Annotated in this window: 18 protein-coding genes; 2 read left to right on the forward strand and 16 right to left on the reverse strand. The window is 72.8% G+C overall.

The window, feature by feature from the left end; all coding sequences use genetic code 11:
- Nucleotides 1–66 precede the first annotated feature (66 nt).
- From ACFY32_RS16360 to ACFY32_RS16400, 9 genes are all read right to left on the reverse strand, one after another.
- Complete coding sequence (locus ACFY32_RS16360) at nucleotides 67–1,440, reverse strand: NAD(P)/FAD-dependent oxidoreductase (RefSeq protein ID WP_359199020.1); 1,374 nt, start codon at nucleotides 1,438–1,440, stop codon at nucleotides 67–69.
- A gap of 140 nt (nucleotides 1,441–1,580) precedes the next feature.
- Nucleotides 1,581–3,296, reverse strand: a complete 1,716-nt coding sequence (locus ACFY32_RS16365; protein WP_359199017.1) for a GAF domain-containing SpoIIE family protein phosphatase — start codon at nucleotides 3,294–3,296, stop codon at nucleotides 1,581–1,583.
- On the reverse strand, nucleotides 3,293–4,360 hold the full coding sequence (locus ACFY32_RS16370; RefSeq protein ID WP_359199014.1) for an ATP-binding SpoIIE family protein phosphatase: 1,068 nt from the start codon (nucleotides 4,358–4,360) through the stop codon (nucleotides 3,293–3,295). The genes ACFY32_RS16365 and ACFY32_RS16370 overlap by 4 nt, the downstream gene beginning before the upstream one ends.
- Nucleotides 4,360–4,800: an anti-sigma regulatory factor gene (locus tag ACFY32_RS16375; RefSeq protein WP_390674512.1), complete on the reverse strand. Its 441-nt coding sequence runs from the start codon at nucleotides 4,798–4,800 to the stop codon at nucleotides 4,360–4,362. Before ACFY32_RS16375 ends, ACFY32_RS16370 begins: the two co-directional genes overlap by 1 nt.
- Entirely contained in the window at nucleotides 4,800–5,201 is a 402-nt protein-coding gene (locus ACFY32_RS16380) for an STAS domain-containing protein (protein ID WP_390674527.1), read from the reverse strand. Before ACFY32_RS16380 ends, ACFY32_RS16375 begins: the two co-directional genes overlap by 1 nt.
- 5 nt (nucleotides 5,202–5,206) lie before the next feature.
- Nucleotides 5,207–6,094, reverse strand: a complete 888-nt coding sequence (locus ACFY32_RS16385; protein ID WP_390674513.1) for an STAS domain-containing protein — start codon at nucleotides 6,092–6,094, stop codon at nucleotides 5,207–5,209.
- A gap of 205 nt (nucleotides 6,095–6,299) precedes the next feature.
- Nucleotides 6,300–6,713, reverse strand: coding sequence for an STAS domain-containing protein (locus ACFY32_RS16390; protein WP_390674514.1), 414 nt, complete (start codon nucleotides 6,711–6,713; stop codon nucleotides 6,300–6,302).
- 180 nt (nucleotides 6,714–6,893) lie between these two features.
- Complete coding sequence (locus ACFY32_RS16395) at nucleotides 6,894–9,305, reverse strand: SpoIIE family protein phosphatase (protein ID WP_390674515.1); 2,412 nt, start codon at nucleotides 9,303–9,305, stop codon at nucleotides 6,894–6,896.
- Between the two features lie 70 nt (nucleotides 9,306–9,375).
- Entirely contained in the window at nucleotides 9,376–13,374 is a 3,999-nt protein-coding gene (locus ACFY32_RS16400) for a HAMP domain-containing protein (protein WP_390674516.1), read from the reverse strand.
- Nucleotides 13,375–13,795: 421 nt separating this feature from the next.
- Between ACFY32_RS16400 and ACFY32_RS16405 the strand changes: the two genes are divergently transcribed.
- On the forward strand, nucleotides 13,796–14,161 hold the full coding sequence (locus tag ACFY32_RS16405) for a PRC-barrel domain containing protein (protein WP_359199000.1): 366 nt from the start codon (nucleotides 13,796–13,798) through the stop codon (nucleotides 14,159–14,161).
- A gap of 51 nt (nucleotides 14,162–14,212) precedes the next feature.
- Here the strand turns inward: ACFY32_RS16405 and ACFY32_RS16410 are convergent, their stop codons facing one another.
- Together ACFY32_RS16410 and ACFY32_RS16415 are read right to left on the reverse strand one after the other, a co-directional pair.
- Nucleotides 14,213–14,647: an ATP-binding protein gene (locus ACFY32_RS16410; protein WP_359198997.1), complete on the reverse strand. Its 435-nt coding sequence runs from the start codon at nucleotides 14,645–14,647 to the stop codon at nucleotides 14,213–14,215.
- Between the two features lie 147 nt (nucleotides 14,648–14,794).
- Nucleotides 14,795–16,699, reverse strand: coding sequence for an AMP-dependent synthetase/ligase (locus ACFY32_RS16415; RefSeq protein ID WP_390674517.1), 1,905 nt, complete (start codon nucleotides 16,697–16,699; stop codon nucleotides 14,795–14,797).
- 155 nt (nucleotides 16,700–16,854) lie between these two features.
- On the opposite strand from ACFY32_RS16415, the gene ACFY32_RS16420 reads away from it, so the two are divergent.
- Entirely contained in the window at nucleotides 16,855–17,088 is a 234-nt protein-coding gene (locus ACFY32_RS16420) for a DUF6480 family protein (RefSeq protein ID WP_390674518.1), read from the forward strand.
- A gap of 75 nt (nucleotides 17,089–17,163) precedes the next feature.
- On the opposite strand, the gene ACFY32_RS16425 is transcribed toward ACFY32_RS16420, so the two are convergent.
- The 5 genes from ACFY32_RS16425 to ACFY32_RS16445 all read right to left on the reverse strand — a co-directional run.
- Nucleotides 17,164–18,252: a glutamate--cysteine ligase gene (locus ACFY32_RS16425; RefSeq protein WP_359198988.1), complete on the reverse strand. Its 1,089-nt coding sequence runs from the start codon at nucleotides 18,250–18,252 to the stop codon at nucleotides 17,164–17,166.
- Nucleotides 18,253–18,361: 109 nt separating this feature from the next.
- Nucleotides 18,362–20,584, reverse strand: a complete 2,223-nt coding sequence (glgB, locus tag ACFY32_RS16430; protein WP_359198985.1) for a 1,4-alpha-glucan branching enzyme — start codon at nucleotides 20,582–20,584, stop codon at nucleotides 18,362–18,364.
- A 1-nt stretch (nucleotide 20,585) separates the two neighbouring features.
- A complete protein-coding gene (locus ACFY32_RS16435; RefSeq protein WP_390674519.1) occupies nucleotides 20,586–21,947 on the reverse strand; it encodes a maltokinase in 1,362 nt (453 codons plus the stop codon).
- Between the two features lie 28 nt (nucleotides 21,948–21,975).
- A complete protein-coding gene (gene treS, locus ACFY32_RS16440) occupies nucleotides 21,976–23,712 on the reverse strand; it encodes a maltose alpha-D-glucosyltransferase (protein ID WP_390674520.1) in 1,737 nt (578 codons plus the stop codon).
- The coding region (locus ACFY32_RS16445; protein WP_390674521.1) for a DUF3459 domain-containing protein at nucleotides 23,709–24,218 on the reverse strand (510 nt) is incomplete at its 5' end. The genes ACFY32_RS16445 and treS, both read right to left, overlap by 4 nt.

Raw genomic sequence — 24,218 nt, forward strand, 5'->3', positions numbered from 1 at the left:
CCCCTGCTCGAACGCCGAGATCCACTTCTCAGCATGTCATGCCGCGAGCGGACCCCCGGTGCCGGGTCAGGTCCGGAGACCGGCCCCCTCGACCTGCTCCCGCACCTGCTCCGGGGACAGATACGCGTCCGTGTACTCGAAGTCCTTCAGCTTGGCGGGCTTGCGGGCCTGGAAGCCGGTGCGCACGAAGTCGTCGCCGGCCACCGCGTTCAGCAGCCAGTTGGTCATCACCCGGGTCTTGGCGACTCCGGTGCGCAGCGCCGACCAGTGGTACCCGCGGGCCACCGCCTGCGCGGGCAGCCCGCGCAGCTCCACGCCGAGCGGCTTGGACACCGCGTCCGTGCCGCCCAGGTCGACGACCAGCCCCAGGTCCTTGTGGACGTACGGCCGCTGCGGCTGCCCGCGCAAGGAGGCGATGACGTTGTCGGCGACGTGCCGGCCCTGCCGCATCGCGTGCTGCGCGGTCGGCGGGCAGACCGCCCCCTCCTGGCCCTTGCCGAGGTCGGGCACGGCCGCCGCGTCACCGAGGGCGAACACCCCGTCGTGGTTCGGCAGGCACATCTCGGCGGTGACCGCGAGCCGCCCCTTGACGGTCTCCGCGCCGAGCGTGCCGATGAGCGGGCTGGCGACCACTCCGGCCGTCCAGATCAGAGTGCGGGTCGGCACCACCCGGCCGTCGGTGAAGGTGACCTCCTCCGGGCCGGCCTTCTCGATGGAGACGCCGAGGGAGATCTCGATGCCGCGCCGGCGCAGCACCTCCTGGGCGCTGCGGCCGAGGTTCTCGCCCAGTTCGGGCATCAGCCGCGGCGCGATGTCGATCAGGTGCCACTTGATCAGACTCGGGTCCAGCCGCGGATAGCGCTTGACGGCGGCGTGCGTGAGCCGCTGCAGACAGGCCGCGGTCTCGGTGCCCGCGTAGCCGCCGCCGACCACCACGAACTGCAGCCGGGAGGCGCGCTCCGCCGGGTCGTCGCTGGCGTCGGCCAGGTCCAACTGGGAGATGACGTGGTCCCGGATGTACGCGGCCTCCGCCAGCGTCTTCATGCCGAAGGCGTGATCGGTCAGGCCCGGGATGTCGAAGGTACGGGTGATGCTGCCGGGAGCCAGCACGATGTAGTCGTACGGCTCGTTGACGATCCGGTCGGTGATGGTGCGCACCACGCAGACCTTGGACTTCAGGTCCACGCCGATGGCGCCGCCGGGAATGATCCGGGTGCGGTACTTGCTGCTGCGCCGCAGCGACACGGCGACCGACTGCGGTGTCAGCACACCGGAGGCGACCTGGGGCAGCAGAGGCAGATAGAGCTGGTAGGCGAACGGAGTCACCAGCGTGATGTCGGCTTCCTGGGGAGTGAGCTGCCTCTCCAGGCGGCGGACGCATTCCACGCCGGCGAAACCTGCGCCGACCACCAGGATCCTGGGTCGTGTCACGGTGTTCATCCCTTTCTGCGGCTCCGGGCGGTCTGCCGAATACGTCCTTCGCCTGCCCCTGGATCGCTGCTTCGCACCCACCGATCTCATCGCGCGGCGGCGGGCCCCGCCACTCGGCGGCGGCCGTCGGGGGGACCGCGCGGGGTCCGTCAGCCGCCGCCGCGCAAGTGGCACAGGAGGAGACAGACGTCGTCGTCCCGCTCCGAGTCGCTCAGCAGCGGATGCAGGATGCCGTCCGCCGCGCCGCCCAGATCGATGTCCAGCTCCGCCGGACCGAAGGTGCCGAGGGCGTCCGCGAGCCGCTCGATGCCCGGGTCGATGCCCCGGGCCCGCCGCTCGACCAGACCGTCCGTGTAGAGCGCCAGCGTCGATCCGGGGGACAGCCGTACGGTGTGGTCGGCGATCTCCTGCTTGAGCGGGATGCCCAGCATCGCGCCGGGCTTGGCGTCCAGGACCCGCACCCGCCCGTCCGCCCCGCGCAGCACCGGCGGCGGATGACCGGCCGCCGCCCAGGTCATCGTCGGGTCGTCCGGGTGGAACCGGGCGATGACGGCGGTGGCGTACAGGTCCGGCTGGAGGTGGTGCAGGAAGTTGTGCAGCCGGGTCAGGAGCTTGCCGGGGCTGCCGCCGTCGACGGCGTAGGCGCGCAGCGCGGTGCGCAACTGGCTCATCATGACCGCCGCGTGCAGCCCGTGCCCGGTCACGTCGCCGACCACGGCGATCACCCCGCCGTCGGGCTGGCGGAAGGCGTCGTACCAGTCGCCGCCGATGTTCAGCCCGTGGGTGGCGGGCAGATAGCGCGCGGCGAGGCCGAGCCCCCGGGTGGTCGGCAGTTCGGTCAGCAGGGCCCGCTGGAGGGTCTCGGCGATGTCCCGGTTGTGCTCGTAGCGGCGGGCGTTGTCGATGGCGATGCTGGCCCGCCGGGTCAGCTCCAGCAGCATCACCGCGTCGTCCGGGTCCCAGCGCTCGCCGGGCGGCGTCAGGGTCAGCACGCCCAGCGGCGCCTGCCGGCTCGGCAGCGGGACGCACAGCAGCGGCCGGCCCGGGTGCAGCGCCGAGGGCGGGTGGTCGTCCACGCCGGGCAGCCCGCCGGGACGGTCGGCGGCGTACTGCGGCCGGCCGGTGCGGGCGGCGGCCACCGCCGGCGCCGGGTGCGGTGTCGTCTCCCGCGGGTCCTCGTCGTCGAACAGCCAGACGTCGACGCTGCCCGCGTACTGCGGCACCAGCAGGTCAGGCAGGCGGCGGACGATCTCGTGGTGGTTCAGCGAGGTCGTCAGCACCGCGCTGGCGTCGGCCAGGAAGGTCAGCCGCCGGCGCGCGTCCTCCGCCTCGGTGCGCGCCTTGCGCTCCGCGGCGAACGCCTCCCGCTGCGCCCGGCCGGCCGCGTCCAGCTCGGCGTGCAGCGCCACGACGCCCTGGTTGGTCTGCTGGAGCTCCTCCCGGTGGAAGGCGACCAGTTCCTCCTGCTCGGTGAGTTCGCGCAGCACCACTGCGGTGTCCTCGTCGGCGCCGAGCAGCGCCTCCGCCAGCGCGTCCGGGTCCTCGGACACCGCGCCCGCCGCGCCGGAGCCGGCCGGTTCCGGGCAGAGCAGCGTCGTCCGCCACGGCGGCTCACCGGCCGCGTCGGCGTCGTGCGTCGGCGCGACCTCCGCCTCCAGCAGGCCCTGCCCGCCGTCCGCGCATAGCGTCAGGACCAGCCGCCAGGTGCCGCCCTTGGTCAGGCACTGCCGCAGATGGGCGCTGAGCGCCGCCGTCAGCCGGGTCCGCTCCAGCGGCGGCGCCCCGCACGCCGCGGCCAGTCGCGCGGCGGCGATCCGGGCCCGCGCCGCGTCGGTGACGGTGGAGATCTGCCACGTATGCTTCATGATCTTTCCGGCGGGGTCGAGGTCAGCACGGCCACGGCGGTGTCGTCCCGCACCGGGCGCGCGGAGCTGCTGGCGTCACGCACCGTCACCGCGGCCGTCACGGCCGGGTCGACATCGGGACGGCACGCCTCGGGCGACGGCGTCCAGCGGCTGGGCAGCCCGTCGCTGTGCAGGATCAGCACCCGGTCCGCCGCCCAGTCCGTCACCTCCTCGCGCAGGGTCGTCGGCCGGTGCACGCCGACGATGCCGGGCCTGGACACCAGCGCCCGCCAGGTCCCGTCCGCGCACAGCCGCGCCCCCACGTTGCCGATCCCGGCGAACGCGAGCCGTCCGGCGCGCAGGTCGACCTGGGCCACCGCGACCGCCGCGCCCCGGGTGCCGCCCAGCGCTCCGTGCAGCCGCCGCAGCACCTCGGCGGGCGGGACGTGGGCGGCCTCCCGCAGCGCGTCGACCGCGGCCGCCGAGGCACGGGACGCCTCCGGGCCGTGCCCCAGCCCGTCCGCCAGCATCAGCGTCACCCGGTCCGCCGCCCGCACCCACGCCCAGGCGTCCCCGGAGTACTCCGCCTCGCCGAAGGGCACGTTCACCCCGCCGGCCCGCACCCCGGCCACCCCGCCGGCCTCCGGGGCACGGGTGCGGGCGGCGGCGGCGCCGACGCGGGCCAGCGCCACCGTGCCCCGGCCCGGCACGCTGTGCAGCGCGAAGTCGTCGGCGACCCGCAGACAGGTGCCCAGGCCCGCGCCGAGCGAGTCGGCGGTGGAGAAACCGTCCCCGAGGGCGGCGGACACGTCCGCGATCCCCGGTCCGTGGTCGACCGCCGCGATCTGCACCACCGGCTCCGGGTCCCGGTCGGCCCGCAGCACGGGCGGCGCGACCACGTCGATGAGCACCCGCCCGCCGCCCGCGTGCTTGAGCAGGTTGGTGGCCAGCTCGGTGGCGACCAGCGCCGCCGTCGCGCCGCGCCGCTCGTCCAGCTTCGCCAGCGACGCCGCCTGCTCGGCCGCCACCCGGGCGTCGCGCACCCGGGTGGAGTCGTGGACCGGGACCTCCCACAGCTTCGGCATCAGTACTCCTCGCGCGGCCGGGGCGCCCGCCCCGTCCACGAGGTCACCCGGACCGTGGTACCGGCCCCCGGGGCGGTGTCGATCGCGAACTCGTGGACCAGCCGGCGCGCGCCGCCCAGGCCCATGCCCAGGCCGCCGCCCGAGGTGTAGCCGTCGCTGAGGGCCTGTTCCACGTCGGCGATGCCGGGGCCCTGGTCGCTGAAGACCAGCCGCAGCCCGTGCGAGGAGCCGTCCACGAGGTGCTGGGCCTCCATCGTGCCGCCGCCGCCGTACACCAGGGTGTTGCGGGCCAGCTCGCTGGCCGCGGTCACCAGTTTCGTCTGGTCCACCAGGCCGAAGCCGAGCTGGGCCGCCGCCTGCCGCACATGCTGGCGCACCCACACCAGGTCCATGTCCGAACGGATCGGCAGCCGGGCCTCGACGCCCTCGGCAGTGTGCATCACGCACTCTCCTGGCGCCGGCCGCCGAGGCGGGGGGAGCCGGTCAGCAGTTCCATGGCCTGCTCGGTGCTGAGCGCGGTGCGCAGCCCCGGCAGTGTCAGGCCCAGCTCGACCAGGGTGATGGCGACCGCGGGGCGCATGCCGACCACCACGGTCCGCGCCGCCAGCAGGCTGGACTGCGCGGCGATCTCGGCCAGCACCCGGCCGAGGAAGGAGTCGACGATCTCCACCCCGGAGATGTCGATGATCACACCGGTGGCGCCACTGCGGGCGATGGTCTCGGAGAGGTCCTGCTGGAGCTGCTCGGCCGTGCTGTCGTGCAGGTCGCCCTGGATCGTGACGAGGAGTACCTCGCCCAGTCTCAGCACGGGCACGCGCCCGGTCGCGGCACCGGGGAACATCTCGTTCACCGCTGATCCGCGTCGAGCACGATGCCGGCTCCGAGCTTGTGCAGGGCGTAGGCGAGGGCGTCGGCCAGACCCGTCCGGGTCACCACGGTGCCCAGGTCCAGGCCGAGGTGGACGATGGTCTGCGCGATGGCCGGCCGGATGCCGGAGACCACGCACTCGGCGCCCATCAGCCGGGCCGCCGCCACCGTCTTCATCAGGTGCTGGGCCACCAGCGAGTCGACCGTCGGCACACCGGTGATGTCCAGGATCGCGTACCGGGCCTGCTGCTCGACGATGGACTCCAGCAGGGTCTCCATGACCACCTGGCTGCGGGCGCTGTCCAGGGTGCCGATCAGCGGCACCGCGACGATGCCGTCCCACAGCTTGATGACCGGCGTGGCCACCTCCAGCAACTGCAGCCGCTGCCGGTCGATGAGGGCCTGTCCCTCGCGCAGCGCGGTCTGCATCACCACGACCCGCAGCGTCCCGATGAGCACGGTCAGCGTGGTCATACACGCCCGCACATGCCCCTCGGGGGCCTCCTGGAGGTCGGCCAGCAGCGGGTTCTCCAGCGGCAGCCGCAGCGAGGCCAGCTCGCTGGAGATCTGCCCGGCGCTCAGCCCCGCCCGGGAGCGGGCCGTGCCCATCCGCCCGAGCTGATCGCGCACCGAGGAGAACCCCGCGGCGTCCGGGTCGTCCACCCGGGCGGCGTCCGCCACCTCGGCCATGGCGTTGACGACCGCCTTGGCCGCCTCCACCGCCTCGTCCCGGGAGACGGTGAACACCGTCCGGAACAGGGGCTCGTCCGCCCACCGCTGAGCGATCTGCTCGCGTCGACGGCGCAGGAAGTCCCGCACCTCGCCCGTCGGGTTGACGAAAGTCCCGTCCGCTGCGTGCTCCGGCACCTGATCCACTCCTCATCCGCACTGCGTCGGGCGCACCTCTGCGGCAACGGGCCGACGACGTAACTCTGCCGGGCGTCAACTGTAACGACCCGCCGACCTCGTACGACACCGCGTGGGGCACCCGCTCCCCCGGGGCGGGTGCGCGGGACGGCAGGCACGGCGGGAGCCGCCGCGGCCGGCGTCCGAGGAGGGACGGACCGGGTCCTCACTCCCCCCGCGACTCGGCGGGATCAGGCTCCTGCCCGGTCCGGCCCGGCTCCCCGTCGACGCGGGCGAGCGCCTCCTCGACGCTCTCGGAGACCGGGACGGTGATGCTGACACCGGTGAGATCCAGTATTCGCCGCACCGCGGAGGCGGGCCGGATGATGTGCACGCTGCCCGGCAGCTCCCGGGCCTCCTGGTACACGCGGAGAATGATGTTCATGCCGGAGGAGTCCATGAACGGAACCGCCGACAGGTCAAGCAGGAAGTGCCGCCTGCCATGGTGGAGCTGATTGGCCAGATGGTGCTGGAACTCCGTCGCGGTGTCGACGTCCAGATAGCCCTCGACCGTGAGCAGTGCCACGTCCTCGCGAGGCAGGGTCACCTCGACGGACAGTGGATCCTGGGCAATGGGCACGTGTACCTCCAACGAATGCGGACAGCCAGGGCTGCTTACCCCCGTAGGCCACTTCGACGCACGCCTCTTTCCGGCGTGCGCAGTGATCAAGATCTCATGGTGTGCGCCTCCTTCCGGTGCGCGTTCGTGGCCTGCGCCCGCGCGCTTACCCCCGATCCGGCCCGTCATGCGTCCCGGTCGTCACGCGAGGCGCACGCCCACCAGACAGGTGTCGTCGTCCGTGTCGGACCTGCTGTACGTCAGCAGGCGGTCCAACTGCTGGTCCAGGGTGCTCGGCGCGTTCCGCGCGGTGGTCAGCAGATGGGCCAGCGACTCCTCCACCGAGCGGTCGCGGCGCTCGATCAGACCGTCGGTGTACATCAGCAGCGTGTCCTCGGCCGCGAGCTGCATCTCCGCCTCCTCGTACACCGCCTCCGGCACCGCCCCCAGCAGCAGGCCCTTGACCAGCGGCAGCGGCGCCGCCTGCCGGTCGCGGACCAGCACCGGCGGCAGATGCCCCGCGCGGGCCCAGGTCAGCGTGCGCCGGGCGGGGTCGTACAGCCCGCACACGGCGGTGGCGGTGACCGCGCCGGTCAGATGGTGCGCCACGATGTTCAGCCAGGACAGGAGCTGGCCCGGCCCCGCGCCGGTCACCGCCAGGCCGCGCAGCGCGTTGCGCAGCACCACCATGCTGGTCGCGGCCTCTATGCCGTGCCCGGCCACGTCGCCCACGCACAGCAGCACCAGCTTGTTGGGCAGCACCACCACGTCGTACCAGTCGCCGCCCACCAACTGCTCGGTCTCCGCCGGCCGGTAGCGCACGGCGACCTGGAGGCCGTCCAGCTTCAGCGGCCCCTGCGCGGGCGGCATGATGGCGTGCTGCAACTGCAGGGTCAGCCGGTTGCGCTCGTGGGCCTGCTGCTCGGTGTGCGCCAACTGGTCGCGGGTCGCCGCCAGCGCCACCTCCGTCCAGTGCTGCGCGGAGATGTCCTGATAGGCGCCCCGGACCAGCAGCGGCCGGCCGTCGGTGTCCAGGACCGGCTCGGCGACCACCCGGATGTGCCGGGTCACCCCGTCCGGGCGGGCCAGCCGGAACGCCGCCGAGGCGGGCCGCCGGCGGTGCAGCAGGGTGCGCACGAACCGGCCGATGGTGACCGCGTCGTCCGGGTGGGCGTGCGCGGGCAACTGCTCCAGCGGCACGGGCGTGCTGGACTGCGGCCGGCCGTACAGGTCGAACAACTGGCCGTTCCAGGTGATCTCCCCGGTCAGCAGGTTCTCCTCGAACCCGCCGATCCGGCCCAGGCGCTGGGCGTGCTGGAGCAGGCTCGCCAGCCGGGCCGTCTCGTCCTCGATGCGCCAGATCAGCAGGACGGCGCTGCCGTGCCGGCTGATGCTGATGTCCGCGACCGCCGACAGCGGCACCTGGTCCACCAGGGCGGTCAGGTTCATCCGCCGGGCCCGGAACGGCTCCCCGGTGGCGTACACCCGCTCCACGCGCTGGAACAGCTCGCTCTCCCCGGCCGCCATCGGGTACGCCTGGAGCAGCAGCGCGCCGCCCACCACGGCCCGGGGCCGGCCGGCCGGGTCCAGGAAGCGGTCGTTGACGTGCTGGATGCGGAAGTCCACCAGGTTCCCGGAGCCGTCCAGGTGCGGCACCAGGACCAGCGCGGGGTCATGCAGCCCGTCCGCCAGGTCCATCAGCTCCGCGGCGTCCGGCAGCACCCGCGGCTCGGCACCGGCGCCGGGACCGGCCCCGGTGGCCGTCTCCAGGGTGTGCGCGCACAGCTCCGCGAGCGCCTCCACCTGCCGGACCACCTGCGGCGGCTGCCGCTGGAGCGGATCGGGCCAGGCGATCTCCAGGACGCCGTGCACCCGTCCGCCCGTCCCGGCGGGCAGCGCGGCCCGGCCGCCCTCCGGGTAGCGCTGCCGGCCGAGGGTGGGCAGCCCGGTCTCCGCCAGGGACCTGATCCACTGCCCGTCGCGCTCGGTCAGGCCGCGCCGCGCCACCGTGGCCACGTCCGGCGGGACGTACCGCCAGCGCAGCGCCTCGGCCGGGGAGAACCCCGCGCTGCCGGCCAGCGCCAGCGAGCCGTCCGAGCCCGCCGACCAGATCGCCACCGCCACCGCGCCGAGCGGGCGCAGCGCCTGCTCCAGCAGCGCGTCGGCGACCGCCTGGGTGTCGTCGGCGGCCAGCGCGCCGCTCTCGGCCGCCCGCAGCCGTACGGCGGCCGACTCGGCGGCCTGCTCCTCGCTCTCCGCGGCGGCGGTGGCCGCGAGGAAGGCGTCCGTCACCTCCGACATCCGGTCCCGGGCGGCCTGGTTGATGACGTCGACCGCGAACTCCAGCGGCGTCATCTGGGCCTGCTCGGACAGCTCGGTGAGCTGCCGGGCGGCCTGCGCCGGACCGCACCCGAGGCGTTCGACCAGGATGCCCTTGGCCAGCTCGATCAGGGCCCGGCCCTCGGCCTCGGCCTGGGCCCGGCTGACCTCCCGGCTGAGCCGGTCCACGGTGGCCGCCAGCCGCCCGACCGGCGACTCGGGGGAGACCCCGGCGAGTTCCGCGCCGGGGAGCTTGCCGTCGGCCGGGTCCTGGGGCTGCTCGGAGATGCTCACGGGGTGACTGCTCCTCGACTGCGGTGCGCGCCGGACGGCCCGCCGGGGTACGGAACGGTGACGGGCGCACTCATGCCGGCAGCCACCGTCGTACGCGGTCCATGAGGTCGCCGGTGTCCACCGGCTTGGTGACGTAGTCGCTGGCCCCGGCGGCGATGGACTTCTCCCGGTCGCCCGGCATGGCCTTCGCCGTCACCGCGATGATCGGCAGCTCGGCGTACTGGGGCATCGCGCGGATCTCCGCCGTGGCCGTGTATCCGTCCATCTCGGGCATCATCACGTCCATCAGCACCAGCGCGATGTCGGGGTTGTTCAGCAGGGTGTCGATGCCCTTGCGGCCGTTGTCGGCGTGCAGCACCCGCAGGCCGTGCAGTTCCAGGATGCCGCTCAGCGCGAACAGGTTGCGGGCGTCGTCGTCGACGACCAGGACCGTGCGGCCGGCGGCCGGCTCCTGGGTGAGCGGCGGCACCAGGCGCTGCGGTTCCTCGGAGCGGACCAGAGACAGGACGTCGCCGGGCTCCTCGGCGGACAGGTGCAGGGCGATCCGCTCGCGCAGCTCGTCCAGGCTGGAGAGGAACTCCAGCGCCCCGCCGGTCCCCTCGGCGCGCAGGCCCTCCTCCAGCGCCTCGTCCACCCGGTGCCCGCTGTGCACCAGCACCGGCACGCTGGCCAGCGCCGAGTCGCCGCGCAGCGCCCGCAGGAAGCGGGACGCCTCACCGTCGGGCATGCCCAGCTCCAGGACGACGCAGTGGCAGGGGTCGGCGGCCAGGGCGCCCGCGGCCTCCTGGGCGCCGACGGCGGTGATCACGTCCAGCGGGGGGCGGGAGCCGGCGTCGTCCCGGCCGTGCGTGAGGTCGGTGACGACGCTCTCGGCGACCAGGGTCAGCAGCCCGCGCGGCCGTTCCTCCACCACCAGCAGCCGCCGGGGGCGCTGCCCCTTGCCCGCCGACAGCTCCGGCACCGGCACCGGCCGGGCCGGGGCGCCGGCGTCCAGCTCGGCGGCGGCGCGCTCGGTGTCCCGGCCGCGGCCCAGCAGCTCCTCGAAGTCCGGGCGGGAGACCGGCAGGAACAGCGTGAAGGTGCTGCCCTGGCCCGGCGTGCTGTCCACGCTCACCGCGCCGCCCAGCAACTGGGCGATCTCCCGGGTGATGGACAGCCCCAGGCCGGTGCCGCCGTACTTGCGGCTGGTGGTGCCGTCGGCCTGCTGGAACGCGCCGAAGATGGTCTCCAGGTGCTGCTCGGGGATGCCGATGCCGGTGTCCCGGACCCGGAACGCCACCACGGCGCCGCCCCGGACCACGCCCTGGGGGACCTCCTCGTCCGCGGCCGGTTCCACCCGCAGCTCGACCCCGCCGCGCTCGGTGAACTTCACCGCGTTGGACAGCAGGTTGCGCAGCACCTGGCGGAGCCGGGAGTCGTCGGTGAGCAGGTCCGCCGGCGCGCCGGGCGCGGTGGCCACCGTGAACTCCAGGCCCTTCTGCGTGGTCATCGGCCGGAAGGTGGCCTCCACGTACTCGATGAGCTGGCGCAGCGTGACCCGCTCGGGCGCGACGTCCATCTTGCCGGCCTCGACCTTGGACAGGTCCAGGATGTCGTTGATGAGCTGGAGCAGGTCCGAGCCCGCCGAGTGGATGATGCCCGCGTACTCGACCTGCTTGGGGGTGAGGTTGCGCGAGGGGTTCTGGGCGAGCAACTGGGCGAGGATCAGCAGGCTGTTGAGCGGGGTGCGCAGCTCGTGGCTCATGTTGGCCAGGAACTCCGACTTGTACTTCGAGGCCAGCGACAACTGCTGGGCGCGGGCCTCCAGCTCCTGCCGGGCCTGCTCGATCTGGAGGTTCTTCGCCTCGATGTCCCGGTTCTGCGCGACCAGCAGCGACGCCTTCTCCTCCAGCTCGGCGTTGGAGCGCTGCAGCTCGTCCTGCTGCACCTGCAGCTCGGTGGAGCGGGCCTGGAGCTCGGCGGTCAGCCGCTGCGACTCGGCGAGCAGTTCGTCGGTGCGGGCGTTGGCGACGATGGTGTTGAGGTTGACGCCGATGGTCTCCATCAACTGGGTCAGGAAGTCCCGGTGGATCTGGGTGAAGGGGGTGACCGACGCCAGCTCGATCACGCCGAGGACCTGTCCCTCGACCACGATCGGCAGCAGCACCAGGGCGGAGGGCACCACCTGGCCGAGGCCGGAGGAGATGGTGACGTAGTCGGGCGGCAGCTCGTCCACCATGATGGTGCGGCGGCTGCGCGCGGCCTGTCCGACCAGGGTGCGGCCGAAGGGGATCCGGGTGGGCCGCTCGTCGTCGGGGGAGCCGTAGGAGCCGACGAGCCGCAGCTCGGGGCCGCTCGGGCCGTCCTCGGCGAGGTAGAAGGCGCCGTACTGGGCGGAGACCAGCGGCACCAGCTCGTCCATGATCAGCTCGGCGACCACGGGCAGGTCCCGGTGGCCCTGCACCAGGGAGGAGATCCGCGCCAGGTTGGTCTTGAGCCAGTCCTGTTCCTGGTTGGCCCGGGTGGTCTCGCGCAGCGACTCCACCATCGCGTTGATGTTGTCCTTCAGCTCCGCGACCTCGCCGGACGCCTCCACGTTGATGGAGCGGGTCAGGTCGCCCTCGGCGACCGCGCTGGTGACCTCGGCGATGGCCCGGACCTGCCGGGTCAGGTTGCCCGCCAGTTCGTTGACGTTCTCCGTCAGCCGCTTCCAGGTGCCGGAGACGCCCTCGACCTCGGCCTGGCCGCCGAGCCGGCCCTCGGTGCCGACCTCGCGGGCGACCCGGGTGACCTCGTCGGCGAAGGCGGAGAGCTGGTCGACCATCGTGTTGATGGTCGTCTTCAGTTCGAGGATCTCGCCGCGGGCGTCGACGTCGATCTTCTTCGACAGGTCGCCGCGGGCCACGGCGGTCGTCACCAGCGCGATGTTGCGCACCTGGCCGGTGAGGTTGTTGGCCATGGAGTTGACGTTGTCGGTCAGGTCCTTCCAGGTGCCGGCCACGTTGGGCACGTGCGCCTGGCCGCCCAGCCGGCCCTCGGTGCCGACCTCGCGGGCCACCCGGGTCACCTCGTCGGCGAACGCCGACAGGGTGTCGACCATGGTGTTGATGCCCTCGGCGAGGGCGGCGACCTCGCCCTTGGCCTCCACCGTGATCCGCTGCGACAGATCGCCCTTGGCCACGGCGGTGGCGACCTGGGCGATGGAGCGGACCTGGTGGGTCAGGTTGGACGCCATCACGTTGACGTTGTCCGTGAGGTCCTTCCAGGTGCCGGAGACGCCCCGCACCTGTGCCTGCCCGCCCAGGTTGCCGGCGGTGCCGACCTCTCGGGCCACCCGGGTGACCTCGTCGGCGAAGGCGGAGAGCTGGTCGACCATCGTGTTGATGGTGTTCTTCAGCTCCAGGATCTCGCCGCGGGCGTCCACGGTGATCTTCTGCGACAGGTCGCCCTTGGCCACGGCGGTGGCGACCTGGGCGACGTTGCGGACCTGGTTGGTCAGGTTGCCCGCCATGAAGTTCACCGAGTCGGTCAGGTCCCGCCAGGTGCCGCGGACGCCCTGGACGTCCGCCTGGCCGCCGAGCCGGCCCTCGGTGCCGACCTCGCGGGCGACGCGGGTGACCTCGTCGGCGAAGGCGGAGAGCTGGTCGACCATCGTGTTGATGGTGTTCTTCAGCTCCAGGATCTCGCCGCGGGCGTCGACGTCGATCTTCTGGGACAGGTCGCCCCGGGCTACCGCCGTGGCCACCTGGGCGATGTCCCGGACCTGAGTGGTCAGGTTGCCCGCCATGGCGTTGACGGAGTCGGTCAGGTCGGACCAGGTGCCCGAGACCCCCGGCACCTTCGCCTGCCCGCCGAGCCGGCCGTCGGTGCCCACCTCGCGGGCCACCCGGGTGACCTCGGAGGTGAACACGGACAACTGGTCCACCATGCCGTTGAAGACCTTGGCGATGTCGCCCAGCAGGCCGTCGGCGTCGTCCGGCAGCCGGGTGCCGAAGTCGCCGTCGCGGACGGCCGTCAAACCGGCCAGGAGTCGTCGAAGCTCCTGGTCGCCCGGCACCGCGTCGACGGTCCCGGTGCTGTCGCTGGTCATGCGCACCCTCGTTCCGCTCCCCAGGAGCCCTCGCCACCGAGGACTCGGAACCACCGGACCGACGGTGCCGGCCCTGGTATGTCGTGCGTGCATTTCCGCAGTTCAGCGGAGCTGCCCGATGAGAAAATACGCCGAAGGCTAACGCACGCGCGCAGTAGGGAACAAAAAGACGGCACCCGCCCGGGTCCGGCCCTCCCGCGTCCGGGTAGGGCCCCGCATGGATCGCGGTAAACAGGGTAGGCGACCTGGTTTACGCTGTCGACACGCGGGCCGCGTGCCCGGGTCCGGCAGGTGGGGCGGCGCCCGCCGAATGGCGGTGCGCCGGGAGGGTAGTTGCTGCTGTGTAAGACCGGGCCGGCCGCGGTGGCCGGGCCCCGGACCACGACCCGTCACCGCCCGGGAGGGAAGGAGCACTGTGCCGATGGACAGAATCTGGTCGTACGCGCCGGACAGCCGCCACGTCGAGGGAGAGGACCTGACGGACTGCACCGTCGTCGCGCCCGACGGAACCATCGGCCAGGTGGACCGCCAGGCCGACCACTTCGGGATGCGCCACCTGGTCGTCGACACCGGCGTCTGGGTCTTCGGCCGCAGCGTGCTGGTGCCGGTCGGGGTGGTCACGGACATCGACACCGCCGCCCGCAAGGTCACGGTCTCCTGCACCCGGGCCGAGGTGAAGGCCGCGCCCCGGTTCCGTACCGACAGCGAGACGATGGACCCGGAGTACCTCGCGGCCGTCGGCGAGTACTACGCCACCCTGCCGCCCCGGACCGCCTCAGCGTCCTGAGCGCGGCTTCTCTCCGCAAGGGGCCGCCCCGGGCCCGGCCGGCCGGGGCGGTCACCAGGGCAGGAAGACGTGGATGTCCTTGCCCTGCTCGTCGGGGATCACGCTGACCTGGTCGCACAGTGTGTGGATCAGATGCCACCCTATGCCGCCGCCGCCGTGGTTCGGATGGAACGGCCGTGGCGTCGGCGGGGTCGGATTGGTGTCGTGCACGGCCACGTGCACCCCGTCGAAGGTGCGGCGCAGCCGCAGCCGGAACGGTCCCGGAGCGTACTGCACCGCGTTGGCCGCCAGCTCGGTGACGACCAGCAGGATGTCGTCCCAGTGCTCGGGGGCCGTCGGTGGTGACACCCGCGCGAGGTCGTAGAGGAATTCCTCCGCGACCAGCCGCGCACCGGTCACATTGTGCAGCTCCCCGTTGAAGCTGGCGGTGCGGTTCGTGATCTCCTCGGAAGCCAGTGTCCTGTCCCAACGCGACTCGGCTGCCATTTCGCCTTCCCGGCCCGGCATCAGCCCGGCTGTCTCGTCCTTTCCCGTGCGCCCCCTTCGTCTGCTAGTTCCCGTGCGGGCAGAGCCTACGCGCCTGTCCGCACGGGACCTCGAAGAGATGGGCGAGGGTGACACGGCGCGGGGCGGTCAGCGCAGGAAGACATTGTCCGAGTCGTCCCATACATCCGTCTCGTCGGCCGCGGTCCGCTCCCGGGGGCGGGAGCGTGCCGCGTACATCGCGTCGATCTCGAAGGCGTAGGTCCGGACGATCTCGTCCCGGCGCAGCTTCATCGAGGGCGTCAGCAGCCCGCCCGCCACGTCGAACGGCCGGGGCAGCACCCGGAAGACCCGGATCGACTCCGACCGCGACACCGCGCTGTTGGCGACGGCCACCGCGCGGGAGATCTCCTCGCGCAGCGCGTTCTCCTCCCGGGCCTCCCGCGCCGGGGCGTCGCCCTGGAGCGCGAGGGCGGCCCGCCAGTGGGTGAGGAACTCCGGGTCCAGCGTGATCAGCGCACCGACGCAGGGCCGGTTGTCGCCGACCACGACCGCCTGGTGGACCAGCGGGTGCGTCCGCAGGCGCTGCTCCAGCGCGGCCGGGGCGACGCTCTTGCCGCCGGAGGTGATGATGATGTCCTTCTTGCGGCCGGTGATCGTGAGATAGCCCTCGTCGTCCAGGTGGCCGAGGTCGCCGGTGGCCAGCCAGTCGCCGCGCAGCGCGGACCGGGTGGCGGCGGCGTCCCCGAGGTAGCCCTGGAAGACCGACGGACCGCGCACCAGGATCTCGCCGTCGTCGGCGACCCGGATCTCGGTGCCGGGCAGCGCCGTGCCGACGGTGCCGGACTTCTCCCGGCCCAGCGGCTGCATCGTCACCCCGCCGCTGGTCTCGGTCAGCCCGTAGCCGTCGTGCACGTAGATGCCGATGCCCTCGTAGAACAGCGACAGCTCGCGGCTGAGCGGGGAGCCGCCGCAGGTCGCGCGGCGCACCCGGCCGCCCAGCGCCTCCCGCAGCCCGCGGTAGACCGTCCGCTCGTACAGGGCGTGCTGGAGCCGCAGGTCGAGGCCGGGCCCCGGCCCGGTGCCCAGCTTCCGGCGCTCCAGGGCCGCGGCGAAGTCCCGGGCGGTCGCCGCGGCCCGTTCGAACAGCGCGCCCCGGCCGGCCTGCTGGGCCGCGCGCAGGAAGTTCTTGTAGATCTTCTCCAGTACCGAGGGGACGGCGTAGAAGTACGTCGGCCGGAAGGAGCGCAGCGCCGGGACGAGCGCCGCCTCGTTCATCTCCGGCTCGTGCCCCATGAGCAGGCCGCCGCGCACGCACAGGCTCTGGATCATCAGCCCGTACACATGGGAGAACGGCAGGAAGGCCAGGACGGAGCCCTGTTCCCCCTGGGGCGCGGCGGTGTGGCCCCAGCCGGCCAGCAGGATGTCGCAGGGACTGGCCAGGCCCCGGTGGCTCAGGGCGCAGCCCAGCGCGCGGCCGGAGGTGCCGGAGGTGTAGGCGACCACCGCGGTGGCGTCCGGCAGGACGATGCGGCGCAGGGAGTCCACGGTGGGCGCCGGGACCGGCGCGCCGCGTGCGGTCAGCTCGGCCAGGGCGCCCGCGTCCAGTTGCCAGACATGGCGCAGCGACGGCAGGGTCGCGCACACCGAGCCGACGGTCATCACGCCCTGCTCGTCCTCGACCACGACGGCCACGCACCCGGCGTCCCGCAGAATCCATTCGACCTGGTCGCGGGCGGAGGAAGGGTAGATCGGCACCACCTCGGCGCCCACCGCCCACAGCGCGTAGCTGAGCACCGTCCACTCGTAGCGGGTCCGTGCCATGATCGCGACGCGCCGGCCCGGCTGGATTCCGGAGGCGATCAGCCCTCTGGCCAGGTCGACCACCTCGTCGCGGACCTCGGCGGCCGTGACCTCCTCCCAGCGGGCCGCGGCCGGGTCGGGGCGGCGGGCCAGCAGCGGCAGGTCGGGCGTCCGGGCCGCCGTCTCGAACAGGGAGTCGGCGAGCCCGCCGGTCAGCGGCGGGGCGGCGGAGGGAGCGAGAGCTTCGCGCATGCACTGCTCCTGACGGGTACGGGCGGCGGCGACGGCCGACGCATACCGTCCGTCGGCGGTGCTCGAATCTAGCCGAGGAGGGCCCGGCCGGGGGGCGGGACGGCAGAAGTGTGCCCGGCCCGGTGATCCCGGCCCGATCGGGGGACCCGTAGGGCATGAGCTATACGAACCCCGACCCCGAACCCGAGCGCACCACCGGCCTGGAGCCGGGCGGCGGTGTGCCGCCCGGCGAGACCCCGCCCGCGGAGAGCAGCCTTCCCGAGGCGGGCCCCCAGGAGACGCACAACCCCACGAAGGGCTGGGCCAAGGCACCCCTGGCGGTGATCCTGGGCCTCGTCGTCCTCATCGCGGCGGGCTTCCTGGCGTACGCCATCGCCTTGATGCTCTGACCGGGCCGCCCGGGAGCCGCGGGAGCCCAGGGCGGCCCGGGAGCACTTTCCGGCGCCCCGCGGGCCCTGGGGCGCTCACTCCTGGGTGAGGCGCACGCACTCCGTGACGATGTCCCGCAGGCTGCCCGTGCGCTCCAGCAGCTCCCGCTGCACCATGGCCCCGTTGCCGTCGCGCAGCACCTCCGCGCAGCCCTTCCGGGCCCGCTCCAGGTCGCCGTTGTCGGCCAGCGCCTCCTCGACGTGTTCGAGCAGGGCGCCTACGACGGTCTCGGCGGGCGCCGGGCGCATGGTCGCGGGGTGCAGCAGTTCCCCGGTCAGCCCCGAGCGGGCGGCCCGCCAGGCGGCCAGGCGCAGCAGGCTCACGCTGGGGCCGGCCGGCTCCTCGCCCGCCCGCCACTGCCGGACGGCGGTCTCCACCAGTGCGCGCGCCAGGGTGGCCACCAGCACGGCGGTGCCGGAGCGCAGACAGACGTCGGCGACCCGGAACTCCACGGTCGGGTACTGCTCGGAGAGCCGGATGTCGAAGTAGACCATCTTCTCGTCCAGGAGGGTGCCGGTGGCGACCATGTCGGCGACCCGCTGGTGGTACGTCTCCGCCGATCCGAACAGCTCGGTCGGCCCGGCCGACGGCCAGCGCTGCCAGACCCGGCTGCGGTAACTGCTGTAGCTGGAGTCCTTGCCCTGGTAGAACGGCGAGTTCGCGCTGAGCGCGGTGAGCACCGGCAGCCAGGGCCGCACCCGGTCGACGACGGCGACGCCCTCCTCGTCGGAGTCGACGGCGACATGCACATGGCAGCCCATGACGAGCTGCTCGTGGACCACGACGCCGTACTGCTCCGTCATCCACTGGTAGCGCCGGCTAACGCCCACGGCGGGGCTGGCCGGCAGGGGAGAGGTGGCGAGCGCCGCGACCGCGCAGCCGATGCCCCCGGCGTGCCGGGCGGCCTCCTCGCGGCAGCGGACGATCTCCGCGTGCAGCTTCTCCATGTCCTCCTGCGGATGCGTGGCGAACTCCAGCATCTGGTCGTGCAGTTCCTTCTCGAAGACATCCTCATCGCCCGGTTCCCGCGCGGCCCGCGCGAGTACCGCCGCGGACATCGCCCGGGGCTCGCCGGTCTCGGGATCGACCAGGAGGAGTTCTTCCTCCACTCCGACGGTGCGCACGTGATGCCGCCCTTTCTGTGAGCCTGCGGCGACGACGAGGGGTTCCTCGGTCGCAGGACCCCGCCTGCCCCTCATGGGCCGGTCGGACACCTGGCCGCGCCGCATGGCTTCACGGGACGTACGGCATCAGCCACACCGTGGCCAGCGGCGGCAGGGTCAGCCGGATGCTCCCGTCCTCCGGCTTCACCGGGTCCGGGCCGGTGAGACCGCTGCCGCCGTACCGGGCGGCGTCGGTGTTGAGGACCTCCTGCCAGGCGTCCGCGTCCGTGCCGACGCCGAGCCGGTACTCGTGCCGCACCACCGGCGAGAAGTTCGACACCGCGAGCAGCGGGGAACCGTCGGTGCCGTGGCGCAGGAACGCGAAGACGTTGTCGTCGGCGGCGTCCACCGCGACCCACCGGAAACCGGCCGGATCGGTGTCCCGCTGCCACAGTGCCGGAACCTCCCGGTAGCGGGCGTTGAGATCGCGGACCAGGTCCCGCACCCCGCGGTGGTCGCCCGCCGAGTGGTACCCGTCGTCCAGCAGCCACCACTCCGGGCCCTGCTTCTCCGACCACTCCGCGCCCTGCGCGAACTCCTGCCCCATGAACAGGAGCTGCTTGCCGGGGTGGGCCCACATGAAGCCCAGGTACGCCCGGACGTTCGCCCGCCGCTGCCACCAGTCGCCGGGCATCTTCGACACCAGCGCCCCCTTGCCGTGCACGACCTCGTCGTGGGAGATCGGCAGGACGAAGTTCTCGCTGTAGGCGTACACCATCGAGAACGTCATCTCGTGGTGGTGGTACTTGCGGTGCACCGGCTCGTGCGCGACGTACTCCAGCGAGTCGTGCATCCACCCCATGTTCCACTTGAACCCGAAGCCGAGGCCGCCCGCGTCGGTGGGCCGGGTCACCCCGCCCCACGCGGTGGACTCCTCCGCGATGGTCACCACCCCGGGGCAGCGCCGGTAGACGGTGGCATTCATCTCCTGGAGGAACGCCATCGCCGCCAGGTCCTCCCGGCCGCCGTACACATTGGGCTCCCACTGCCCGCAGTCGCGCGAGTAGTCCAGGTACAGCATCGAGGCGACCGCGTCGACCCGCAGCCCGTCGATGTGGAACTCCTCGCACCAGTACACGGCGTTGGCGACGAGGAAGTTGCGCACCTCGGTGCGGGCGAAGTCGAAGGTGTACGTGCCCCAGTCCGGGTGGGTCGCGCGCCGCTCGTCCCCGGGCTCGTACAGCGGGTCCCCGTCGAAGCGGGCCAGCGCCCAGTCGTCCTTCGGGAAGTGCGCCGGCACCCAGTCCATGATCACCCCGATCCCGGCCCGGTGCAGCGCGTCCACCAGGTACCGGAAGTCGTCCGGGGTGCCCAGGCGCGCGGTCGGCGCGTAGAACCCGGTGACCTGGTAGCCCCAGGACGGCCCGTAGGGGTGCTCGGCGACCGGCATCAGCTCGACGTGGGTGAACCCCAGGTCCTTGACGTACGCGGGCAGCTCCTCGGCCAGTTGCCGGTAGGTCAGCCCCGGACGCCAGGACGGCAGGTGCACCTCGTACACCGAGAACGGCGCCTGGTGCACGGGCGTCGCGCCCCGGCCCCGCAGCCACTCCTCGTCGCCCCACTGGTAGTGCGAGGCCGTCACCACCGACGCGGTGTCCGGCGGTTCCTCGGTGCGCCGGGCCATCGGGTCGGCCTTGAGGAAGCGCCGGCCGTACCGCGAGTGGATCTCGAACTTGTACGTGGCGCCCTCGCCGATCCCCGGCAGGAACAGCTCCCACACGCCCGACGAGCCCAGCGAGCGCATCGGGAACGCGGTGCCGTCCCAGTACGTGAAGTCGCCCGCGACCCGCACGCCCTGGGCATTGGGCGCCCAGACGGTGAAGCGGGTGCCGGTGACGCCCTCGTGGACCATCGGCTCCGCGCCGAGCGCCCGCCAGAGCTGCTCGTGCCGGCCCTCGGAGATCAGATGCAGGTCGAGTTCGCCGAGCGCGGGCAGGAAGCGGTACGGGTCGTGGGTCTCCTGCTCGCCCTCCTCGTACTCCACCAGCAGCGTGTACGCCGGGATCTCGGGCAGCGGCAGCACCCCGGAGAACAGGCCGTCGCCCTCCGGGACCAGCGGGTGCCGCTCGCCGCCGGTGACCACGCTCACCGCGCGGGCGCAGGGCCGCAGCACCCGGAAGGCGATCCCGCCGGGCACCGGGTGGGCGCCGAGCAGCGCGTGCGGATCGTGGTGGGCGCCCGCCAGCAGGCGCCCCCGGTCGGCCGCGCCCAGCGGCGGCGCGGCACCGGCCGGCCCGGCGGGGTGCGGGACCGGACCGGACGGCTCGGGGAGCGAGGTGTCGCGGAGGGCCATGTCAGTCTCCTCTCACGGCGAGTCGTTCGATCGCCGCCATGGGTACGGGAAGCCAGTCGGGGCGGTGCCGGGCCTCGTACAGCACCTCGTACACGGCCCGGTCCGTCTCGTAGGCGCGCAGCAGACCGTGCTTCTTGCGCGGGTCCCAGCCGGCCCGGACGGCGTAGCCCGCGCAGTACGCCTCGCGGCAGCGGCGCGCCCACTGCGGGCGCCACGGCCGGCGCTGACGGGCGGCGTAGTCGAAGGAGCGCAGCATGCCGGCGATGTCCCGCACGGGGGAGTGGACGCTGCGGCGCTCGCTGAGCGGGCGGGAGGGTTCGCCCTCGAAGTCGATGACGAACCAGTCCCGGCCGGCCCGCAGCACCTGCCCCAGGTGCAGGTCGCCGTGGACGCGCTGGGCGGGCGGCCCGAGGTCGCAGGTGGTCAGCGCGGCGAACGCGGACCGCAGCTTCGGCACGAAGGGGCGCAGCGCCGGGACGCAGTGCGCGGCGGCGGTCAGCCGCTCGGTCATCGCCGCCGCCGTCCGCGCGTTCTCCGCGCCGGCCCCGGACGGGAACGCCGAGGCCAGCGCCAGATGCACATCGGCGGTGGCCCGGCCCAGCTCGCGGGCCTGCGCGGTGAAGTCGTCGCCGGCCGCCAGCGCGTCCAGCGCCAGCGACCAGCCGTCGGTGGCGTCGTGCAGGAACGGCTGGAGCACGCCCAGCGTCGCCTGCCACGGATGCGAGGTGCGGAACCACGCCACCGGCGCGGGCACCCGGCCGCACCCCTGCCGGGCCAGCGCCCCCGGCACCTCCAGATCCGGGTTGACCCCGGGCTGGATGCGCCGGAACAGCTTGAGGATGAACTCGTCGCCGTAGACCAGCGAGGAGTTGGACTGCTCGGCGTCCAGCAGCCGCGGCGCCAGCCCGGCGGGCACCGGCCGCGCCGGGTCCGCCTCGAAGCGCAGCGGACCCGCCTTGCCCGGATGCCGCAGCCGCTCCAGCAGCAACTGGGCCATCCGGGGGTCCCGCAACGCGTCGTACACCGTCATACCGGCCAGCGAACCGTCGCTCACCTGGCCGATCAGCGCCCGGCCCAGCCTCGGGGAGGGGTGCTCGCGCACGCCGAGCAGCAACTGGTAGCAGTCGCCGGCCGGTGGCGCGCCGCCGGGCGCGGGCACCGTGCCGTGACCGGCGTGGACCAGCAGATGCAGACAGCCGGGGAACAGCTCCGTCATCGACAGCAGACCCAGGTCGGTGACGGGCCGGTCCTTGCCCGCGAACCAGCGCTGCCTGGGCAGCCAGTCCCGCAGCAACTCGCCGAGCGACGCCATGGGCTCGGTGAGCTGCGCCGGTCTCGGGCGCAGGGATGCGGTGTTCGGCATGGTGACGCGTCCTTTCCTCGGCCCGCGCTCACGCGCGGCGGCCGATGCGGGATGCGACTCGGGTGAGCCGGAACCAGTAGAAGCCGTGGCCCCCGAGGGTCAGCAGATACGGCAGTTCGCCGATGGCCGGGAATCGCACCCCGCCGAACAGCTCGACCGGGTGCCGCCCGGCGAACTCGCGCAGGTCCAGCTCGGTGGGCTGGGCGAACCGCGCGAAGTTGTTGACGCACAGCACCAGGTCGTCCCCGTCCTCCCCGTTCGAGGGCGCCTCCCGGAGGAAGGCGAGCACCGCCGGGTTGGAGGACGGCAGCTCGGTGTACGTACCGAGGCCGAAGGCCGGGTTCTGCTTGCGGATCTCGATCATCCGGCGGGTCCAGTGCAGCAGCGAGGACGGCGAGGCCATCGACGCCTCGACGTTGGTCACCTGGTAGCCGTGGACCGGGTCCATGATCGTGGGGAGCGACAGCCGTCCGGGGTCGCAGGTGGAGAAGCCCGCGTTGCGGTCCGGGGTCCACTGCATGGGGGTGCGTACGGCGTCGCGGTCGCCGAGCCAGATGTTGTCGCCCATGCCGATCTCGTCGCCGTAGTAGATGATCGGCGAGCCCGGCAGGGAGAGCAGCAGGGCGGAGAACAGCTCGATGGTGTGCCGGTCGTTGTCGAGCAGCGGGGCGAGCCGGCGGCGGATGCCGATGTTGGCGCGCATCCGGGGGTCCTTGGCGTACTCGGCCCACATGTAGTCGCGTTCCTCGTCGGTGACCATCTCCAGGGTCAGCTCGTCGTGGTTGCGCAGGAAGATGCCCCACTGGCAGCCCGACGGGATCGCGGGGGTCTTGGCGAGGATCTCGGACACCGGGTAGCGGGACTCGCGGCGCACCGCCATGAAGATGCGCGGCATCACCGGGAAGTGGAACGCCATGTGGCACTCGTCGCCGCCGGTGGAGTAGTCCCCGAAGTAGTCGACGACGTCCTCCGGCCACTGGTTGGCCTCGGCGAGCAGCACGGTGTCCGGGTAGAGCGCGTCGATCTCGCTGCGGACCCGCTTGAGGAAGGCGTGCGTGGCGGGCAGGTTCTCGCAGTTGGTGCCCTCCTCGGCGTACAGGTAGGGCACGGCGTCCAGCCGATAGCCGTCGATGCCCAGGTCCAGCCAGAAGCGGAGCGCGGCCAGGATCTCCTCCTGCACGGCCGGGTTCTCGTAGTTGAGGTCCGGCTGGTGGGAGAAGAACCGGTGGAAGTAGTACTGCCCCCGCAGCGGGTCGTACGTCCAGTTGGACGCCTCGGTGTCGACGAAGATGATCCGGGCGTCCTGGTACTGCTTGTCGTCGTCGGCCCAGACGTAGTAGTCGCCGTAGGGGCCGTCGGGGTTCTTGCGGGACTCCTGGAACCACGGGTGCTGGTCGCTGGTGTGGTTCATCACGAAGTCGATGATCACCCGCATGCCGCGCTGGTGGGCGGCGTCGACGAACTCCACGAAGTCGGCCAGGTTCCCGAACTCCGGCAGCACGGCCGTGTAGTCGGAGACGTCGTAACCGCCGTCCCGCAGCGGCGACTTGAAGAACGGCGGGAGCCACAGGCAGTCCACGCCGAGCCACTGGAGATAGTCGAGTCGGGCGGTCAGGCCCTTCAGGTCGCCGACGCCGTCGCCGTTGCTGTCCTGGAAGGAGCGGACCAGGACCTCGTAGAACACGGCCCTCTTGAACCAGTCCGGGTCGCGGTCCTTGGCGGGCGTGTCCTCGAAGGTGTCCGGTACGGGCTCGTTGACGGTCATGAGGTGGTCGACCCTCCGTTCCGGGGCGCGGTGGACGACCGCTGGACGTGGAAGACGTGCGCGGGGGCCCGGCCGGGCTCCAGTCGCACGTAGTTCGTCCGGCCCCAGTGGTAGGTCTCTCCCGTGAGTTCGTCGCGCACCGGCACGGACTCGTCCCGGTCCAGGCCGAGTCGCGGCATGTCCAGCGAGACCGTCGCCTCCTGCGTGTGGTGCGGATCGAGGTTGACGACCACCAGGACGACGTCGGACCCCGAGCGCTTGCTGTACGCGATGAGGGCGTCGTTGTCGGTCCGATGGAAGCGGAGGTTGCGCAGTTGGCGCAGCGCCGGCCGGGCCCGCCGGATGGCGTTGAGGCGGGTGATGAGCGGGGCGAGGGTGCGGCCCTCGCGTTCGGCGGCTTCCCAGTCGCGTGGCCTGAGCTGGTACTTCTCCGAGTCGAGGTATTCCTCGCTGCCTTCGCGCAGCGGGGTGTTCTCGCACAGTTCGTAGCCGCTGTAGATGCCCCA

Source organism: Streptomyces sp. NPDC000134 (assembly GCF_042899225.1).
In the GTDB taxonomy this organism is placed as follows: domain Bacteria; phylum Actinomycetota; class Actinomycetes; order Streptomycetales; family Streptomycetaceae; genus Streptomyces.

Bases quoted from the DNA above. Each gene is read 5' to 3' on its own strand.
- ACFY32_RS16410 (WP_359198997.1), bottom strand. From the start codon at position 14,647: ATGGCAGCCGAGTCGCGTTGGGACAGGACACTGGCTTCCGAGGAGATC.
- ACFY32_RS16375 (WP_390674512.1), bottom strand. From the start codon at position 4,800: ATGCACACTGCCGAGGGCGTCGAGGCCCGGCTGCCGATCCGTTCGGAC.
- treS (WP_390674520.1), bottom strand. From the start codon at position 23,712: ATGACCGTCAACGAGCCCGTACCGGACACCTTCGAGGACACGCCCGCC.
- ACFY32_RS16365 (WP_359199017.1), bottom strand. From the start codon at position 3,296: ATGAAGCATACGTGGCAGATCTCCACCGTCACCGACGCGGCGCGGGCC.
- ACFY32_RS16435 (WP_390674519.1), bottom strand. From the start codon at position 21,947: ATGCCGAACACCGCATCCCTGCGCCCGAGACCGGCGCAGCTCACCGAG.
- ACFY32_RS16400 (WP_390674516.1), bottom strand. From the start codon at position 13,374: ATGACCAGCGACAGCACCGGGACCGTCGACGCGGTGCCGGGCGACCAG.
- glgB (WP_359198985.1), bottom strand. From the start codon at position 20,584: ATGGCCCTCCGCGACACCTCGCTCCCCGAGCCGTCCGGTCCGGTCCCG.
- ACFY32_RS16420 (WP_390674518.1), top strand. From the start codon at position 16,855: ATGAGCTATACGAACCCCGACCCCGAACCCGAGCGCACCACCGGCCTG.
- ACFY32_RS16360 (WP_359199020.1), bottom strand. From the start codon at position 1,440: ATGAACACCGTGACACGACCCAGGATCCTGGTGGTCGGCGCAGGTTTC.
- ACFY32_RS16405 (WP_359199000.1), top strand. From the start codon at position 13,796: ATGGACAGAATCTGGTCGTACGCGCCGGACAGCCGCCACGTCGAGGGA.
- ACFY32_RS16370 (WP_359199014.1), bottom strand. From the start codon at position 4,360: ATGCCGAAGCTGTGGGAGGTCCCGGTCCACGACTCCACCCGGGTGCGC.
- ACFY32_RS16380 (WP_390674527.1), bottom strand. From the start codon at position 5,201: ATGTTCCCCGGTGCCGCGACCGGGCGCGTGCCCGTGCTGAGACTGGGC.
- ACFY32_RS16415 (WP_390674517.1), bottom strand. From the start codon at position 16,699: ATGCGCGAAGCTCTCGCTCCCTCCGCCGCCCCGCCGCTGACCGGCGGG.